Source organism: Devosia geojensis (assembly GCF_000969415.1).
In the GTDB taxonomy this organism is placed as follows: Bacteria; Pseudomonadota; Alphaproteobacteria; order Rhizobiales; family Devosiaceae; genus Devosia; species Devosia geojensis.
In genome coordinates, this window is the sequence record NZ_JZEX01000052.1 from 1 (window position 1) to 14,139 (window position 14,139).

At 66.9% G+C, this 14,139-nt stretch carries 15 protein-coding genes; 3 read left to right on the top strand and 12 right to left on the bottom strand.

The genetic code is table 11. The annotated features are described in order from the left end of the window. Positions 1-271 precede the first annotated feature (271 nt). The 5 genes from VE25_RS04050 to VE25_RS04070 form a co-directional block, all read right to left on the bottom strand. Positions 272-1,006: a pyridoxine 5'-phosphate synthase gene (locus VE25_RS04050; protein WP_046107319.1), complete on the bottom strand. Its 735-nt coding sequence runs from the start codon at positions 1,004-1,006 to the stop codon at positions 272-274. A gap of 95 nt (positions 1,007-1,101) precedes the next feature. Further along, positions 1,102-1,656 (bottom strand): acetolactate synthase small subunit, encoded by a 555-nt coding sequence (ilvN, locus tag VE25_RS04055; RefSeq protein ID WP_046107320.1) that lies wholly within the window; start codon positions 1,654-1,656, stop codon positions 1,102-1,104. 197 nt (positions 1,657-1,853) lie between these two features. Beyond that, the gene (locus VE25_RS04060; protein WP_046107321.1) at positions 1,854-3,617 is read right to left on the bottom strand and encodes an acetolactate synthase 3 large subunit; all 1,764 of its coding nucleotides are present in this window, start codon (positions 3,615-3,617) and stop codon (positions 1,854-1,856) included. Positions 3,618-3,848: 231 nt separating this feature from the next. Continuing rightward, complete coding sequence (locus VE25_RS04065; RefSeq protein WP_046107322.1) at positions 3,849-4,166, bottom strand: antibiotic biosynthesis monooxygenase family protein; 318 nt, start codon at positions 4,164-4,166, stop codon at positions 3,849-3,851. Between the two features lie 45 nt (positions 4,167-4,211). Continuing rightward, positions 4,212-5,561: an autotransporter domain-containing protein gene (locus VE25_RS04070; protein ID WP_160299946.1), complete on the bottom strand. Its 1,350-nt coding sequence runs from the start codon at positions 5,559-5,561 to the stop codon at positions 4,212-4,214. Between the two features lie 344 nt (positions 5,562-5,905). Between VE25_RS04070 and VE25_RS04075 the strand changes: the two genes are divergently transcribed. Both VE25_RS04075 and VE25_RS04080 read left to right on the top strand, forming a co-directional pair. Beyond that, positions 5,906-6,379 (top strand): SRPBCC family protein, encoded by a 474-nt coding sequence (locus tag VE25_RS04075; RefSeq protein WP_046107324.1) that lies wholly within the window; start codon positions 5,906-5,908, stop codon positions 6,377-6,379. Positions 6,380-6,457: 78 nt separating this feature from the next. Further along, positions 6,458-7,357 carry an alpha/beta fold hydrolase gene (locus VE25_RS04080; RefSeq protein WP_201776040.1) on the top strand — a complete coding sequence of 300 codons (900 nt, stop codon included), beginning with the start codon at positions 6,458-6,460 and terminating at the stop codon, positions 7,355-7,357. A gap of 25 nt (positions 7,358-7,382) precedes the next feature. On the opposite strand, the gene panC is transcribed toward VE25_RS04080, so the two are convergent. From panC to VE25_RS04110, 6 genes are all read right to left on the bottom strand, one after another. Beyond that, complete coding sequence (gene panC, locus VE25_RS04085) at positions 7,383-8,228, bottom strand: pantoate--beta-alanine ligase (protein WP_046107325.1); 846 nt, start codon at positions 8,226-8,228, stop codon at positions 7,383-7,385. Next, positions 8,225-9,430, bottom strand: coding sequence for a bifunctional phosphopantothenoylcysteine decarboxylase/phosphopantothenate--cysteine ligase CoaBC (gene coaBC, locus VE25_RS04090; protein ID WP_046107326.1), 1,206 nt, complete (start codon positions 9,428-9,430; stop codon positions 8,225-8,227). The genes panC and coaBC overlap by 4 nt, the downstream gene beginning before the upstream one ends. Further along, positions 9,423-10,247 carry a 3-methyl-2-oxobutanoate hydroxymethyltransferase gene (gene panB, locus VE25_RS04095; RefSeq protein ID WP_046107327.1) on the bottom strand — a complete coding sequence of 275 codons (825 nt, stop codon included), beginning with the start codon at positions 10,245-10,247 and terminating at the stop codon, positions 9,423-9,425. The genes coaBC and panB overlap by 8 nt, the downstream gene beginning before the upstream one ends. Positions 10,248-10,389: 142 nt before the next feature. Further along, positions 10,390-10,887, bottom strand: coding sequence for an NUDIX hydrolase (locus VE25_RS04100; protein ID WP_052731712.1), 498 nt, complete (start codon positions 10,885-10,887; stop codon positions 10,390-10,392). Between the two features lie 139 nt (positions 10,888-11,026). Then, the gene (locus tag VE25_RS04105; RefSeq protein WP_046107328.1) at positions 11,027-11,299 is read right to left on the bottom strand and encodes a YMGG-like glycine zipper-containing protein; all 273 of its coding nucleotides are present in this window, start codon (positions 11,297-11,299) and stop codon (positions 11,027-11,029) included. A 72-nt stretch (positions 11,300-11,371) separates the two neighbouring features. Next, the gene (locus VE25_RS04110) at positions 11,372-11,746 is read right to left on the bottom strand and encodes a DUF423 domain-containing protein (protein WP_046107329.1); all 375 of its coding nucleotides are present in this window, start codon (positions 11,744-11,746) and stop codon (positions 11,372-11,374) included. A gap of 88 nt (positions 11,747-11,834) precedes the next feature. Here VE25_RS04110 and VE25_RS04115 point away from each other — a divergent pair, with 88 nt between their 5' ends. Continuing rightward, positions 11,835-13,253 (top strand): MATE family efflux transporter, encoded by a 1,419-nt coding sequence (locus VE25_RS04115; protein ID WP_046107330.1) that lies wholly within the window; start codon positions 11,835-11,837, stop codon positions 13,251-13,253. Here the strand turns inward: VE25_RS04115 and miaA are convergent. Continuing rightward, positions 13,250-14,128 (bottom strand): tRNA (adenosine(37)-N6)-dimethylallyltransferase MiaA, encoded by an 879-nt coding sequence (gene miaA, locus VE25_RS04120; RefSeq protein ID WP_046107331.1) that lies wholly within the window; start codon positions 14,126-14,128, stop codon positions 13,250-13,252. The two genes, VE25_RS04115 and miaA, sit on opposite strands and share 4 nt — an antisense overlap. Positions 14,129-14,139 lie beyond the last annotated feature (11 nt).

Sequence of the window (14,139 nt, forward strand, 5' to 3'; positions counted from 1 at the left end):
GCCCCATACTCTGCCCATCCCTTTGCCGGGCGCGGCAAGTACGAGTTGCCGGCGGCCGGTGGCAGGTCGGACAGCTTGCGCGCGAGGGCTGTCTATCTGCCACCGGATTCTGGGAGCGGGTGTCTGCCGGGGGGCGCCCCGCCGGGGGCCGAAGTGGTGAGGACGGGCGGGTGAAAGCCCACCACTCTGTCTGAAGCTTCGGCTCCGGTATAAGCCCGCCCGTTGCCGCCCACCTCAACGCAGGTCACGGCCGGGCAGGGTTTCAGCGCGCCTAGCCGCCGAGCACCGTTCGGTAGCGCCGCACGGCCTCGGGAAATCCCATCAGCAGCGCGTCGGCGGTGATGCCATGCCCGATGGAAACCTCGGCGATCTCGGGCATCACCTGCACGAAGATCGGCAGGTTCTCGAGCGTCAGGTCATGGCCGGCGTTGACGAGGAGCCCCGCCGCGTGCGCCGCGCCGGCGGTCGTCGCGAGCATCGTCAGGTGCCTGTCCCCCTCCGCACTGCCGAAACTGCCGCCATAGGGGCCGGTGAAGAGCTCCACCCGGTCGGCCCCTACTTCCTTGGCGTCCGGCGGCACCGTCGGATCCTCGTCGATGAACAGCGACACCCGGATCCCCGCCGCCTTCATCCGCGCGATGGCGGGCACGAGGATGTCGTGGCTGGCATCGATGTTCCAGCCATGGTCGGACGTCGCCTGAGAAGGATCGTCGGGAACGAACGTCACCTGGTCGGGCGCCGCCTTCTCGACGAGGTCGAGGAACTCGGGACTCGGATACCCCTCGATGTTGAACTCCGCGCTCGGGTACTCGGCCCGCAGCAGCGCTTCGAGCTCGAAGACGTCGCTCCTGCGGATGTGCCGCTCGTCCGGCCGCGGATGCACGGTGATCCCTGCCGCCCCCGCATCCATCACCACCCGCGCGATCCCCGTCACGCTCGGCCACGGCAGGTTGCGGCGGTTGCGCAGCTGGGCGACGGCGTTGAGATTGACGGACAGGTGGGTCATGGCCAGGACCTCTCGTTGAGGCTGAGACCCTTACACCATCCCTGCCCGCCCGCCCAATGCAGACTTTTGATCGATCCGATCAGGCGGGCTGATCGTCACATGCCCTTGGGGCCGCGCGAGATCGCCGCCAGCCCCGTGCGCACCACCTCGACTAGCCCGAGCGGCACCATCAGGGCGATGAACTGCTCGATCTTCGATGGCTTGCCGGTGATCTCGAAGACGAAGCTCTCGGTCGAGGCGTCGACCACCTGCGCCCGGAAGGCGTCGGCCAGCCGCAGCGTCTCGACCCGGTGCTCGCCGGTGCCCGCGACCTTGACCAGCGCCAGCTCGCGCTCGAGCGCCGCGCCCTCGGCGGTCAGGTCATGCACCTTGTGCACCGGCACCAGGCGCTCCAGCTGCAGCTTGATCTGCACCAGGACCTTCGGCGTCGCGATGACGACCACGGTGATGCGCGAGAGGTTCTTCTCGTGCTCGGTCTCGCTGACCGTGAGACTCTCGATGTTGTAGCCCCGGGCCGAGAAGAGCCCGACGACCCGCGCGAGAATGCCCGGCTCGTTGTCGACCAGCACCGAAAGCGTGTGGCGCTCGGGCGCGTCGGTCTCTTTGGTAAGGAAATAGGCCGAACCGGTCGGCTGAAGATGTGCGTTCATTTTATTGTCCTCTGATGCATCGGTTTGGCACTTCGCATCACATCCACGTTGTCATTCCGGCGAAGGCCGGAATCCATCCTGAAATACTTGTCCCGCCGCCAGGTCGCAGTGCCTGCCGCAACACCTTGCGGCTGGTGTGGTATCTCAGGCTGGCCCCCGGCCTTCGCCGGGGTGACAGTGTGTGGTAGTCCGCGCGCCTAAACCAACTGCCTCCCCTTCTCGTCGATGATAGAGCCGATGTTCGCCGTATCGGGCAGGATGATCTCATTGTGCGGCTTGCCCGAGGGGATCATGGGCAGGCAGTTCTCGTCCTTCTCGACCATCACGTCGAACAGCACCGGGCCCGGATAGTCCAGCATCTCCCGGATGGCATCGTCGAGTTTCTTCGGATCGTCGCAGCGGATGCCCTTGCCGCCATAGGCTTCGGCGAGTTTGACGAAGTCGGGCAGCGATTCCGAGTAGGAGTGGGCGTAGCGCCCACCATGCAGCAGGTCCTGCCACTGGCGGACCATCCCCATGCGCTCGTTGTTGAGGATGAAGATCTTGATCGGCAGCCGGTACTGCACCGCCGTCGACATCTCCTGCATGGTCATCTGCACGCTCGCTTCCCCGGCGATGTCGATGACGAGCGCGTCCGGGTGCGCAACCTGCACGCCGACGGCGGCCGGCAGGCCGTAGCCCATGGTGCCGAGCCCGCCCGAGGTCATCCAGCGATTGGGCTTGTCGAAGTGGAAGTGCTGTGCCGCCCACATCTGGTGCTGGCCGACCTCGGTGGTGATGTAGACGTCGCGGTCCTTGGTCAGCTCGTAGAGCCGCTGGATGGCGTATTGCGGCTTGATGGTCGTGTCGGAGTTCTTGAACCCGAGCGAATTGACCGCCCGCCATCCCTCGATCTGCTTCCACCAGGCCGAAATGGCCTCTGTGCGCGGCTCGTTGGTCCTGGAGCGCCAGATGCGGATCATCTCCTCCAGCACCAGCCCGCAATCGCCGACGATGGGGATGTCGACGCGAACGTTCTTATTGATCTGGGCCGGATCGATGTCGACATGGATCTTGGTCGAGTGCGGCGAGAAGGCGTCGATCCGCCCGGTGATGCGGTCGTCGAACCGCGCCCCGATGTTGATCATCAGGTCGCAGTCGTGCATGGCAAGGTTCGCCTCGTAGGTGCCGTGCATGCCGAGCATCCCCAGCCACTGCTGGCTGGATGCCGGGAAGGCGCCGAGCCCCATCAGCGTCGAGGTGACCGGAAAGCCCGTGAGCTCGGCCAGCTCGCGCAGATGCTTGGAGGCTTCCGGCCCCGAATTGATGACGCCGCCGCCGGTGTAGAAGACCGGCCGTTCGGCCTTCAGCATCAGGTCGACCGCCACGCGGATCGCCTCGACGTCGCCCTCGACATGCGGCTTGTAGCTCGAATGGCGGAAGCCATCGACGCTCGGCTGCGTGTATTCGCCGAGCGCAAACTGCACGTCCTTGGGGATGTCGATGACGACCGGACCCGGCCGGCCGGTGGTGGCGATGTGGAACGCCTCGTGCATGATGCGCGGCAGGTCCTCGACGCGTTTGACGAGATAGTTGTGCTTGGTGCAGCTGCGGGTGATGCCGACCGTGTCGCACTCCTGGAAGGCGTCCGAGCCGATGAGGGTCGTCGGCACCTGCGCGGTGATGCAGACCAGCGGGATGGAATCCATCAGCGCGTCGGTGAGGCCGGTGACCGCGTTGGTCGCGCCGGGACCGGAGGTGACGAGGACGACGCCGGGCTTGCCGGTCGAGCGCGCATAGCCTTCAGCCATATGGGTCGCGCCCTGCTCGTGGCGAACGAGTACGTGGCTGACGGCGTCCTGCTGGAAAAGCGCATCGTAGATCGGCAGCGCCGCGCCTCCGGGATACCCGAAGATATGCGTCACCCCCTGATCGATCAGCGCCTGGACCACCATCTCCGCGCCGGTCATCTGTTCGGCCATCGTCTATTCCTTCCAAATCCTGCGGCTTGCCGCCGCCTGTCGCCCTGCCCCGTCGCCGGAAAAAAGGCAATAAAAAAGGCCCCATTCGGGACCTCGTTTCGGCGCACCAGCTTACGCGCGGGGACCTACCCCACGTGACCAGTGCGCCTACCAAGTACGAGAATAAGGGACCGCAAGGGACCGCTCCTCAAGATTCAACGGCAGGATTGATAGGCGGCACGCGGCGGAGTGTCAAGCCTGTCGGCCATCCTCGACCACTTCGTAATGGTCGACCGTCTCGGGACGCTCGATGAGGTACCTGTCGTCCTCGGGGTAGTAGTGCGCCAACTCGTATGCCTCACCGGCGAATCGCTTGATCGCCTCGACGTCGCGCCACCAGCTCAGCGTCGCCACTTCGCTGGTCCCGTCCGCACCGCGCCGCACGACGATCTGGTAGCCGAGATTGCCCTCGGTCGCGGCGTATTCGTCCGCGCCTGTCCGGCGGATGTAATCGACATACTCGGCCTCATCGGCGCCGCGGATGCGCCCGGACCATCTGCGCAGGATCATGCCCGCCTCCCTCGTTCTCGCCGTCATCTAACCACAACTTCCCGCCTATTGCAGCGGCAGCGAGAGCCGGACCTTGCCCGTTGCCCGCGTCGCATGGGGCGCGCCGATGCCGTCGTAGGACCCCGTAAGATTGACGTTCGCGCCCTGCGGGAAACCGATGCCGAGCCCGCCCTCGATCCGGCCCGAGGGGTTGCGCAGCGACCAGCCGATGGCGTCGTGCGAGACGTCGACCACCCCCTCGAAGCGCACGCTCGTTTGGATGTCGAAATCCTCGGTGGTCTCCACCCGATGCGTTACGCCCGGCCCCACCGCGATCTGGCCCGAGCCTTCCGTCACCGACGGAACGGGCACGCCAAGCGCGTCGAGCCAGGCCTGCGACACGGCCTCGGAATACCCGAAGCGCGCGCGTGGCGTGAATGTCCAGTTGCCCGCCGACCATTGCCCGGAAAGCGAAACATTGGCGAGCCAGCGCGTCGCATCGAATCCGCTCGCCGCTCCGCTGCTCGTGGCCATCTGACCGAACGAGCCGCCGGTCCCGGCGACCACATCGAGATAGAGCGAGCGGTCGAGCCGCGCGGTGACATAGGGGCCGATGAGCCACCCGTCGCTGACCGTCACCCTGCCCGCCTCGTTCGCCGGCTGTCGGAACCGGTCGCCCTGCACATAGACGCCTGCCAGCAACTCCGGCGTCACGAGATAGTCGAGGCCGACCGCGACCAGGCTGGTATCGGCTCCGGATGCGGCGTCGAAGAGCGTGAAGGAAACGTCGAACCAGGCATCGAACGGCGAGGCCTTGCGCGCGCCGGCGAATGCATCGAGGGTCGCAAGCGAGGTGGAGAGCAGCACGCGCCGGCTGCCGACGAAATTGGGCATGTAGCGGATCAGGCGATTGATCGCCTTGTCGATGTCGGCGCGCATCGCGCCGTCGATCCGGTCGATCCGCCGGTTGCTGGCCGAGAGCGCGCCGACGAGAAGGTTGGCGCGGCTGCCAAGAAAGTCCTCGACCAGCCCCTCCGTACGCTCGCGCGAATTGACCGAGGAGAAGGTGCACGTCACCGTCTCGCCGGCGTTGAGAACGATCAGCGCGCGGCGGGCTGCCGGCTCGGCAACGCTGTCCCCGTCCGAACAGGAGATGCCGGTGAGGGCATATCCGGCGCCGCTCATGTCCTCGGCGACGATCTCGTGAACGCCGGCCGCCAGCTCGATCGGCCCCGCCTCGCCGGCGCCATCCAGCGTGCCGATGGACAGGTTGAGCGCGGCTTCGGGCGACGTGAAGCCGAACACGGCGTCGTCGCCGCCGGTCTCCTGGCGGATCACCACCGTGCCCGTTGCCGCATGGGCCATCACGGCCGAAAGCATGAACCACAGCAAGGCCAGCACCGGTCGGCGCCACACGCCGGCGCTTCCCTCGCTGCCGAGCCGATGGCCCGGAACCATAGTGTTCGACGCGCAAGCGTTCATCGAGCACCATCCTGCCGTTACGCAGCACGGGCTCCTCCCCGCCGGCTCCTCCACCGGCCTTCACCATGCATCGATTGTCGGTTGTTGCGGACCCTTGGGGCCGGCACCTCATGCCCACGCCATGCGCCGGCACCGCAGCCACTTTAACCGCTCGCGGACTCCCGCCCAAATCACAATGGCCGAACGGCGTCCAAAAAAATTCTCAGGGAATGTCGAATGGCTGTCACGGACTTCGTCGTCTTGTCGAAAGCAACTTCCAATCCGAGAGGAAAACGACAATGACCACCACTCCCGCCAATGACCGCGAATTGGTCCTGACCCGCCTGCTCGACGCGCCGCGCTCGGCCGTCTGGCGCTGCTGGACGGAGCCCGGCCTGTTGAAGCAGTGGTTCGCCCCTGCTCCGTGGTCGACGCCGAAGGCCGACCTCGATGTCCGCCCCGGAGGGCGCGCCAACGTCACCATGGCCGATCCCGAGGGCAACGAGTATCCCAACCCCGGCGTCTACCTCGAGGTCGTCGAGGAAGAAAAGCTGGTCTTCACCGATGCCTACACCGGCGACTGGGAGCCCGTTGAAGGCACGCCCTTCATGACCGTGATCCTCACCTTCGAGGATGAGGGCGGCAAGACCCGTTACACCGCCCGCGCCCGTCACTGGACCAAGGAAAAGCGCGACGAGCACGAGAAGATGGGCTTCCACGAAGGCTGGGGCATCTGCGCCGACCAGCTCGAGAAGCTCGCCAGGACGATCTGACTGCAGGTTCACGATCCGGCTTCGCCGCCACCCGCGCCTCCGGCGCGGCCGGCGAAGCCATGCCCAAGGGAGGCGCGAATGAAACGACGCGACTTTATCACCGCAGCCATCGCTACCGCCGCAATCGCGGCATTGCCCAAAGCCGCCGATGCTCAGGAAGGAACCACCATGACCACGCCCGCCACCCCCCGCGCCTCAGGTTATGTTCCCGTTGCCGGGGGCGAGGTCTACTATGCCGTCTACGGCGAGGGCGAACCGCTCGTCCTGCTGCATGGCGGCCTGATGACGCACGAAACCTTCGGCCCGACGCTGGCGCGCCTCGCCGAGGGTCGCCAGGTCATCGGCATCGATTTGCAGGGTCACGGCCGCACGCTGCCGTTCGATAGGCCGATGAGCTACGAGGCCATGGCCGACGACGTGGCGGCCGTCCTCGGCCACCTCGGCATCGGGAAGGCCGACGTCATGGGCTATTCGCTCGGCGGCGGCACCGGATTGCGCCTCGCCGTCCAGCACCCCGAACTGGTCGAGAGGCTGGTCGTTGTCTCGACGCCCTTCGCCTGGGCCGGATGGCACGACTACAACGCTCAGGGCATGCGCGCGATGTCCGGCGCCCTCGCCGAGGGCATGAAGGGTTCGCCGCTCCATGACGACTATTTGCGAGTCGCACCAGACCCGGCGAATTTTCCGGTGCTGCTCGACAAGATTGGGCAGATGATGCAGGCGGACTACGACTGGTCGGACGAGGTCAGGACGATCACCGCGCCGACCATGCTGATCTTTGCCGACTGGGACGCTGTGCGCACCGCCCATATCGCCGCCTTCTTCGAGTTGCTCGGCGGCGGCCGGCAGGACGCGCAATGGGACGGCTCGGGCATGAACGCCAACCGGCTCGCCATCCTGCCGGGCGCCACGCACTACACCATCGGCACCGATCCGCGGCTCGCTGAAACCGCCATCGGCTTCATCGACGCCGAGTGACCAATCGAACGGAAGGGCGGCCCGGCTAGCCGATGACGATGTTGTCGATCAGCCGGGTCGCTCCGAGGTGCGCGGCCACCGCCAGCAACGCGCCGCCCTCCCCGACGCGCTCGAGCTCATCGAGGCTGGCGGGGTCGCGCACCTCCCAATACTGCACGCGGATCAGCGGCTCTTCGGCGAGCACGGCGAGTCCCGCCGCGACGAGTGCCTGCGCATCGCGCTCCCCCGCTTCGTAAGCGGCTTCAGCCGCCTTGAGGCTCGCGTAAATCTTCGGCGCCGCGGCGCGCTCCTCGGGCGCGAGGTAGACGTTGCGCGAGCTCAGCGCCAGTCCGTCCGCCTCCCGCACGATCGGCCCGCGCACGATCTCGACCGGCACGTCGAGGTCGCGCACCATGCGCTCGATCACCGCGCACTGCTGCGCGTCCTTCTGCCCGAAGAACGCGACGTGCGGCTGCACGAGGTTGAAGAGCTTGAGCACGACCGTCGCGACACCCCGGAAGTGTCCCGGCCGGACCGCGCCGCAGAGCGGGCCCGAAACGCTCTCCTCGACCACATAGGTCGACGCACCCGGCCGATAGAGGTCCTCAACGTCCGGCAGGAACAGCGCATCGACGCCGGCGGCTCCGAGCAGCGCCAGGTCCGTCTCGATGGGGCGGGGATATCTGGCGAGATCCTCGTTCGGCCCGAACTGAAGCGGATTGACGAAGATGCTGGCGATGGTCAGGTCGCATCGCGACTTCGACAGCTCGACGAGGCTCATGTGCCCACGGTGCAGCGCCCCCATGGTCGGGACGAACCCGAGCGAGCGGCCGGCAGGCAGGCCCCTGCGCCAGGCGCGCAGCTCCGCGACGGAGCGCAGGACAAGCGTCATGCAATGATATCCCAGATGCGGCGCGCCAGCTCCGCCTTGCTCGTCACGGGCAGCGCTATGTCGTCGCCATCGCGCCGCAGCAGCGTGCCGCCATTGGTCGAAACGGCAAAGCCGGTCTGGCTCGCCTCGCCCGCCCGCGCCACGGGATTGGCGAAGAGGAAATCGAGCTCCTTGCGCTCGAGCTTGCCGCGCCCGTTGGCCTCGACGTCGTCGGTCTCGGCCGCAAAGCCGAGGAACCACTGGCCGTTCGCCCTGGCCTTCAGCGCGCCGAGCACGTCGGTCGAGGGCACCATGTCGAGAGAGACGGGTTCGGACGCGCGCTTGAGCTTGCCGCTGGCCGGACTCGCCACCCGATAATCCATGACGGCGGCCGTGGCGATGACGCCGTCGACTTCGGGCAGGAATCTCAGCGCCGCCTCCGCCATCTCCTCGGCGGTGCGCACCTCGACGAGGCTCAGTCGCTCGCCCGCCCCGCGCGGCGGCGCCGGGCGCACCACGCCCTTGTCGATGCCCAGCACGTAGCGCACCTCGGCACCGCGCCGCAGCGCCTCCTCGGCCATGGCCGCGCCCATGCGTCCGGTCGAGTGGTTGGTGATGTAGCGCACCGCGTCGATGGGTGTCGTCGTCGGCCCGGCGGTGATCAGCACGCGCTTGCCGGCAAGGCTCGGCTCCGGAGCCGCCGCCGCATTGACCTCGGCGACGATGGTCGCGACCGGCGCCAGCTTGCCGACGCCCACCTCACCGCAGGCGAGAATGCCCGAAGCCGGGTCGATGAAGCCGACGCCGCGCGCCTTCAGTGTCTCGGCGTGCTGCTGGGTGATGGGCTTTTCCCACATCACCGTGTTCATCGCCGGCGCGACGAGCAACGGAGCCTCGGTCGCCAGCGCCACGGTCGTGAGCAGGTCGTCGGCGAGCCCCAGCGCAATCTTGGCGATGGTATTGGCGCTCGCCGGCGCAACCACGAAAAGGTCGGCCCAGCGGGCAAGATCGATATGCTCGGTACCCGAGATCCCGGGGCCGAAGAGCGCCGACTTCACCGGCCGGCCCGAGAGCGTCTCCAGCACCAGCGGCGAGACGAACTGTGCCCCGCTCTGAGTGAGGATGATCTGAACCGCGTGGCCCTGCTTGGTGAGCTCGGAGGTGACGTCGGCGATCTTGTAGGCCGAGATGCTGCCCGTGACCCCGATGAGGATGTTAGCCATCGGCGAGCGCCCGCCCCTTGGCCTTGGCCGGCTCTGCCGCCTTGACCTCCGCGACGTATTCGCCGACCGCCCGCCGGATGACTGACGCGACATCCGCCTTCGGCTTGGCAAAGCTCGGTGTGCGGTCGACATTGAGCCCGATGAGGTCGTTGACCACCAGCACCTGTCCCGAGCATTCGGGTCCCGACCCGATGCCGATGGTCGGGATATCGAGGAGACGCGTGATCTCGCCGGCAAGTTCAGGCACCACCATCTCCAGCACGATGGCGAACGCGCCCGCGTCCTGCAGCGCCAGCGCCGCATCGATGAGCTTCTGCGCCGCCGGCGCGGTCTTGCCATGCCGGTAGTAGCCGCCGAGCTGGTGCACCGCCTGCGGCGTCAGCCCGATATGGCCGACGACGGGAATGCCCTGTTCCGTCAGGCGCGCGACGGTTGGCGCCACGGTAGCCCCGCCTTCGATCTTGACCGCCTGGCAGCCGGTGCGCTGCATGATCGCGACGGCATTGCGCAGCGCGGTCTCCGGATCGCTTGCCGTGCCGAACGGCATGTCGACGACGATCAGTGCGCGCCGCGTGCCGCGATGGACCGCGCCGGCATGGCGGATCATGTCCTCGAGCGTCACCGGCAGCGTCGTCTCGTGTCCGAGCACCACGTTGCCGAGGCTGTCGCCGACGAGGATCATCTCGATCCCCGCCTGGTCGAGGAGCCCGGCGGTGACATAGTCGTAGGCCGTCAGCATAGCGATCTTCTCGCCGCGGCGCTTGAGATTCTGGATGTCGCGAGTGGTCAGGCGTGCGGTTGCGGTGGTGGCCGACATGGACTTGAATCCTGCTCCTGCGCCTCGCCGACAAAGGCAAGGCGTCCGCTGCTCCCCAGCGCCCTGCGTTTCAATTAATCAGCGGAGGGGAATTTGCAAGGCGTCAAAAGTCGTATCGGCTATGCGGTGGCCCGGATCGGCTCTAATGCGCAGCCTGTCGCACCATCCCGGCCGGCTGGTGCAGGCGCCGTTCGAGCGCCGTTGCGATTGCGAGCTTTTCCGGGTCGTCGAGCAGGCACTGCGCCTCCTCGATCGAGACCCAGCGGCGCTGACGCTGATGCTTCTCGCGCCACTCGTCATGCTCGAGGTCGACGCGCAATGGATAGATGTCGACGATCACCGGCGTCTGGTTCTCGTCGTTCATCGCCCCGCGATAGCTGCCGATGGGAGTTGTCTCCACCTCACCCTCGATTCCCGCCTCCTCGAGGGCTTCCTGCGCCGCGCTCTCCCACGGCGTCTTGCCGCGCATGATGCCGCCCTTGGGAAACATCCAGCGCGCCGAACGGCGCGAGGTGATGAGGAGGTAGGACGCCTTGCCGTCGATCATCCTGTAAGGCAGCGCGCCCGATTGCCTCTCGCAGGGGCCTTGCCCGTGTAAGGCGAAGAGATTGCGCAGGAATTGCGTGATCGACGTGAACATGGAAGGCGTCCGTTCTCCTCGGCGTTTCGACTCTGTTTCGACTCAGTTTCGTTTCGAATTGTAGCAACAAAAAAGGTCCCATGCGGGACCTTTTCCGTTGACCTTGCCTCCGAAGCTCGAAGCGCCGGAAGGTCCGCTTTTAGCCGCGCGGGCAGACGTCGATGTAGCGGCTGCCGTCGGCGCGCTGGTAGACGCAGCGATTCGGATCGTTCTCGACCCGGCCGAGCATATTGCCCGCGGCCGCACCCACGACGCCGCCGACACCGGCGCCGACCGCCGTGCCGAGGAGCGAGTTGGTGGTGGCCGCACCGACAGTCGCGCCGGCGCCCGCGCCGACCGCCGCGCCGGTCTGCGTGCTGGTGCAGGCTGCAAGCGACAGCAAGGCAGCAGCGGTAATGATGAACTTGTGCATAGAACCCTCCAAGAGACTAATGAGCCTGTTAACGTGCCCCACGGCGATTGGTTCCTGCAAATAAAGGATAAACTAAGGCAGGGTGTCGCCCGAACGCCACAGTATTGCAATACCGCCGATCGCGATCGAGAGCCAGCCGGCAATCATAAGCAGTCCACCCAGTGGAGCCGCTAGCGGCAACAAACGCACGCCCGCGAACTCTCGAAGCGCCATGTCCGACACGAATATCAGCGTGCCGAGAGCGAGAAGCACACCGGCCACGCCCATCCACCGCCCCTTCCCCGCCAACGCCAGCACGAGCAGCGCCGGGGCGTGCGCGAGGCAGACGGTCGTTGCCGAAACGAGTGCCTGCGAGGCGCCGGCATGCGCCGAGCCGGCGGCCGCCAGGATTCCGGCTCCGCCGATCAGCCCCGACGCAAGCAGCCCGATCGCGCGCAATCTCGTCATTCCGCCTCTCCTGCCATCGCCTGACACTCACCGGCTTGCGCCTGCGGCCCAATCGGTTACAGGTCAATTCCGCGAGTAGGAAGAAAAAATGAGCACCGATAACACGCTGGCGGCATCTCCGACCGGCCCGGCCGAAACCGCCACCTGGGGCGGGGAACTGCGCGCCACGTTCAACCTGGCGTGGCCGCTGGTCATCGCGCAGCTCGCCCAGAACGCTCTCGTCACCACCGACGTCATCATGATGGGCTGGCTCGGCCCGCGCTATCTGGCGGCCGGAGCGCTGGCCAGCGCCTTCCTCATGCCCATCCTTCTCTTCGGCATCGGCATCGTGGGCGCCGTCGCCCCGCTCGTGGCGCAGGCGCGCGGCGCCCGCCAGATCAAGGCCGTCCGCCGCATCGTGCGGCAGGGGTTCTGGGCCGCCGCGCTCATCACGGCGCTCATGATTCCCTTCCTCATGCAGATGCGGCCGATCTTCGAGTTCCTGGGGCAGGATCCGGGCAACACCGCCATGGCCGAGGACTATCTGCAGATCGCCCTGTGGTCGTGCGTGCCGCAACTGCTGATCGTCGTGCTGCGCTCGCTGCTCGCCGCGTTCGACGCCACCCGCGTCATCCTCATCGTCACCGTTGCCGGCGTCGCACTCAACGCCGTGCTCAATTACGTGCTGATCTTCGGCCATCTCGGCCTACCGCGGATGGAACTGCGCGGAGCCGCGCTCGCCACCGTCCTCTCCTACTCGGCCATGTTCGGGCTGATGCTCGTTTACGTGCTGCGCCAGCGGCGGTTCCGGCGCTTCCACATCCTCGTGCGCTTCTGGAAACCGGATTGGTCCCGCTTCGCCCAGATCTTCAGGATCGGCCTGCCCATCGGCCTCACCATCCTCGCCGAAGTCGCGCTCTTCACCGCCGCCGCCTTCCTGATGGGCTGGCTCGGCACCGACGAGGTCGCCGCCCATGCGGTGGCGCTGCAATGCGCCTCGACCGCGTTCATGGTTCCGCTGGGCCTCGGCATGGCGGCGAGCGTGCGCGTCGGCATCGCCTATGGGCGCGGCGACCATGACGCCATCGGCAAGGCCGGCTGGACGGGCTTTGCGCTCGGCACCGGCTTCATGGCCTTCACCGCCCTGCTCTTCATCACCGCAGGCCCGTTCATCGTCGGCCTCTTCCTCGACCGCAACGAGCCGGCCAACGCCACTGCGCTGCAGCTCGCCGCGACCTACCTCGTCATCGCCGGCATCTTCCAACTCGTCGACGGCGCGCAGGTCACCGCCGCCAACGCGCTGCGCGGCCTCTCCGACACGGCAATCCCCATGGTGGTCGCCATCTTCGGCTACTGGGTGATCGGCATGCCGACGGCCTACCTGCTGGGGTTCGTTGCCGGTTGGCGCGGGGTCGGCATCTGGACGGGACTGGCCGTCGGCCTCGCCTGCGTCGCCGTGCTGCTCGTCGGACGCTTCGCGCTCCGCGAGAGATTGGGACTGACCAGCAAGCCGATCGCCGCAGCTTAACGGCGCGGCCAATCGCCCATGCGGTTGCGGAACCATGTCCGCTGCCGCTTGGCGTACTGGTGCGTGGCGATGATCGCTCGCTCGACCGCCTCTTCCTTCTCGATGCGTCCGGCAAGCCAGTCGGCGATCTCGCGCACGCCGATGGCCTTCATCGCCGGCAAGCTGGGATCGAGATGGAGCGAAAGCAGGGCCTTGACCTCGTCCACGGCCCCGCCCTCGAACATCGCCTCGAACCGCCTTGAGATTCGAGCGCGCAGCACGTCGCGATCAGGATCCAGCACCATGCGCTCGACGACGAAGTCGTCTATCAACCCCTGCTGCGACGCCTGCTGGAAGCTCGATAGCGGCCGTCCCGTCGCGCGCTTGACCGCGAGCGCCCGCTCGACCCGTTGCGGATCGGCAACCTTCAGCCTGCGCGCCGTCTCGGGATCTTCCCGCTCGAGCAGCCGCATGCGTCCGGCTTCATCGAGCCCTTGAATCTCTTGTTGAGCTTGAAGCGCGATTTCGGCGGGAACCTCCGGCACGTCGGCGAATCCCTTTGTGAGCGCATCGAAGTAAAGCCCCGTGCCGCCGACGAAAATCAGCGGCTGCCCAGGATCGGCCGCGTCGATCACCCGCTGCACAGCCTCGAGCCACCTTCCGGTCGAGAACCGCACCGAAGGCGGCACGAAGCCGTAGAGCTTGTGCGGCGCGCGACCCTCGTCTTCCCGCCCTGGACGGGCCGTGACGACCCGCAGCACGTCGTAGACCTGCATGGCGTCGGTATTGACGACGATGCCGCCCAGCCGCTCGGCCACTTCGAGCGCCAGCGCCGACTTGCCGCTCGCGGTCGGACCCGCTATCAGAACCGCTCGCCGAGCCTTCGCCGCGTCCACTTCACTCCGCT

Coding starts and splice junctions, on each gene's coding strand:
- VE25_RS04065 (WP_046107322.1), bottom strand. CDS start 4,166: ATGATCCTGCGCAGATGGTCCGGGCGCATCCGCGGCGCCGATGAGGCC.
- VE25_RS04060 (WP_046107321.1), bottom strand. CDS start 3,617: ATGGCCGAACAGATGACCGGCGCGGAGATGGTGGTCCAGGCGCTGATC.
- VE25_RS04080 (WP_201776040.1), top strand. CDS start 6,458: ATGAAACGACGCGACTTTATCACCGCAGCCATCGCTACCGCCGCAATC.
- VE25_RS04075 (WP_046107324.1), top strand. CDS start 5,906: ATGACCACCACTCCCGCCAATGACCGCGAATTGGTCCTGACCCGCCTG.
- VE25_RS04050 (WP_046107319.1), bottom strand. CDS start 1,006: ATGACCCACCTGTCCGTCAATCTCAACGCCGTCGCCCAGCTGCGCAAC.
- VE25_RS04100 (WP_052731712.1), bottom strand. CDS start 10,887: ATGTTCACGTCGATCACGCAATTCCTGCGCAATCTCTTCGCCTTACAC.
- panC (WP_046107325.1), bottom strand. CDS start 8,228: ATGACGCTTGTCCTGCGCTCCGTCGCGGAGCTGCGCGCCTGGCGCAGG.
- VE25_RS04110 (WP_046107329.1), bottom strand. CDS start 11,746: ATGACGAGATTGCGCGCGATCGGGCTGCTTGCGTCGGGGCTGATCGGC.
- VE25_RS04105 (WP_046107328.1), bottom strand. CDS start 11,299: ATGCACAAGTTCATCATTACCGCTGCTGCCTTGCTGTCGCTTGCAGCC.
- VE25_RS04115 (WP_046107330.1), top strand. CDS start 11,835: ATGAGCACCGATAACACGCTGGCGGCATCTCCGACCGGCCCGGCCGAA.
- coaBC (WP_046107326.1), bottom strand. CDS start 9,430: ATGGCTAACATCCTCATCGGGGTCACGGGCAGCATCTCGGCCTACAAG.
- panB (WP_046107327.1), bottom strand. CDS start 10,247: ATGTCGGCCACCACCGCAACCGCACGCCTGACCACTCGCGACATCCAG.
- ilvN (WP_046107320.1), bottom strand. CDS start 1,656: ATGAACGCACATCTTCAGCCGACCGGTTCGGCCTATTTCCTTACCAAA.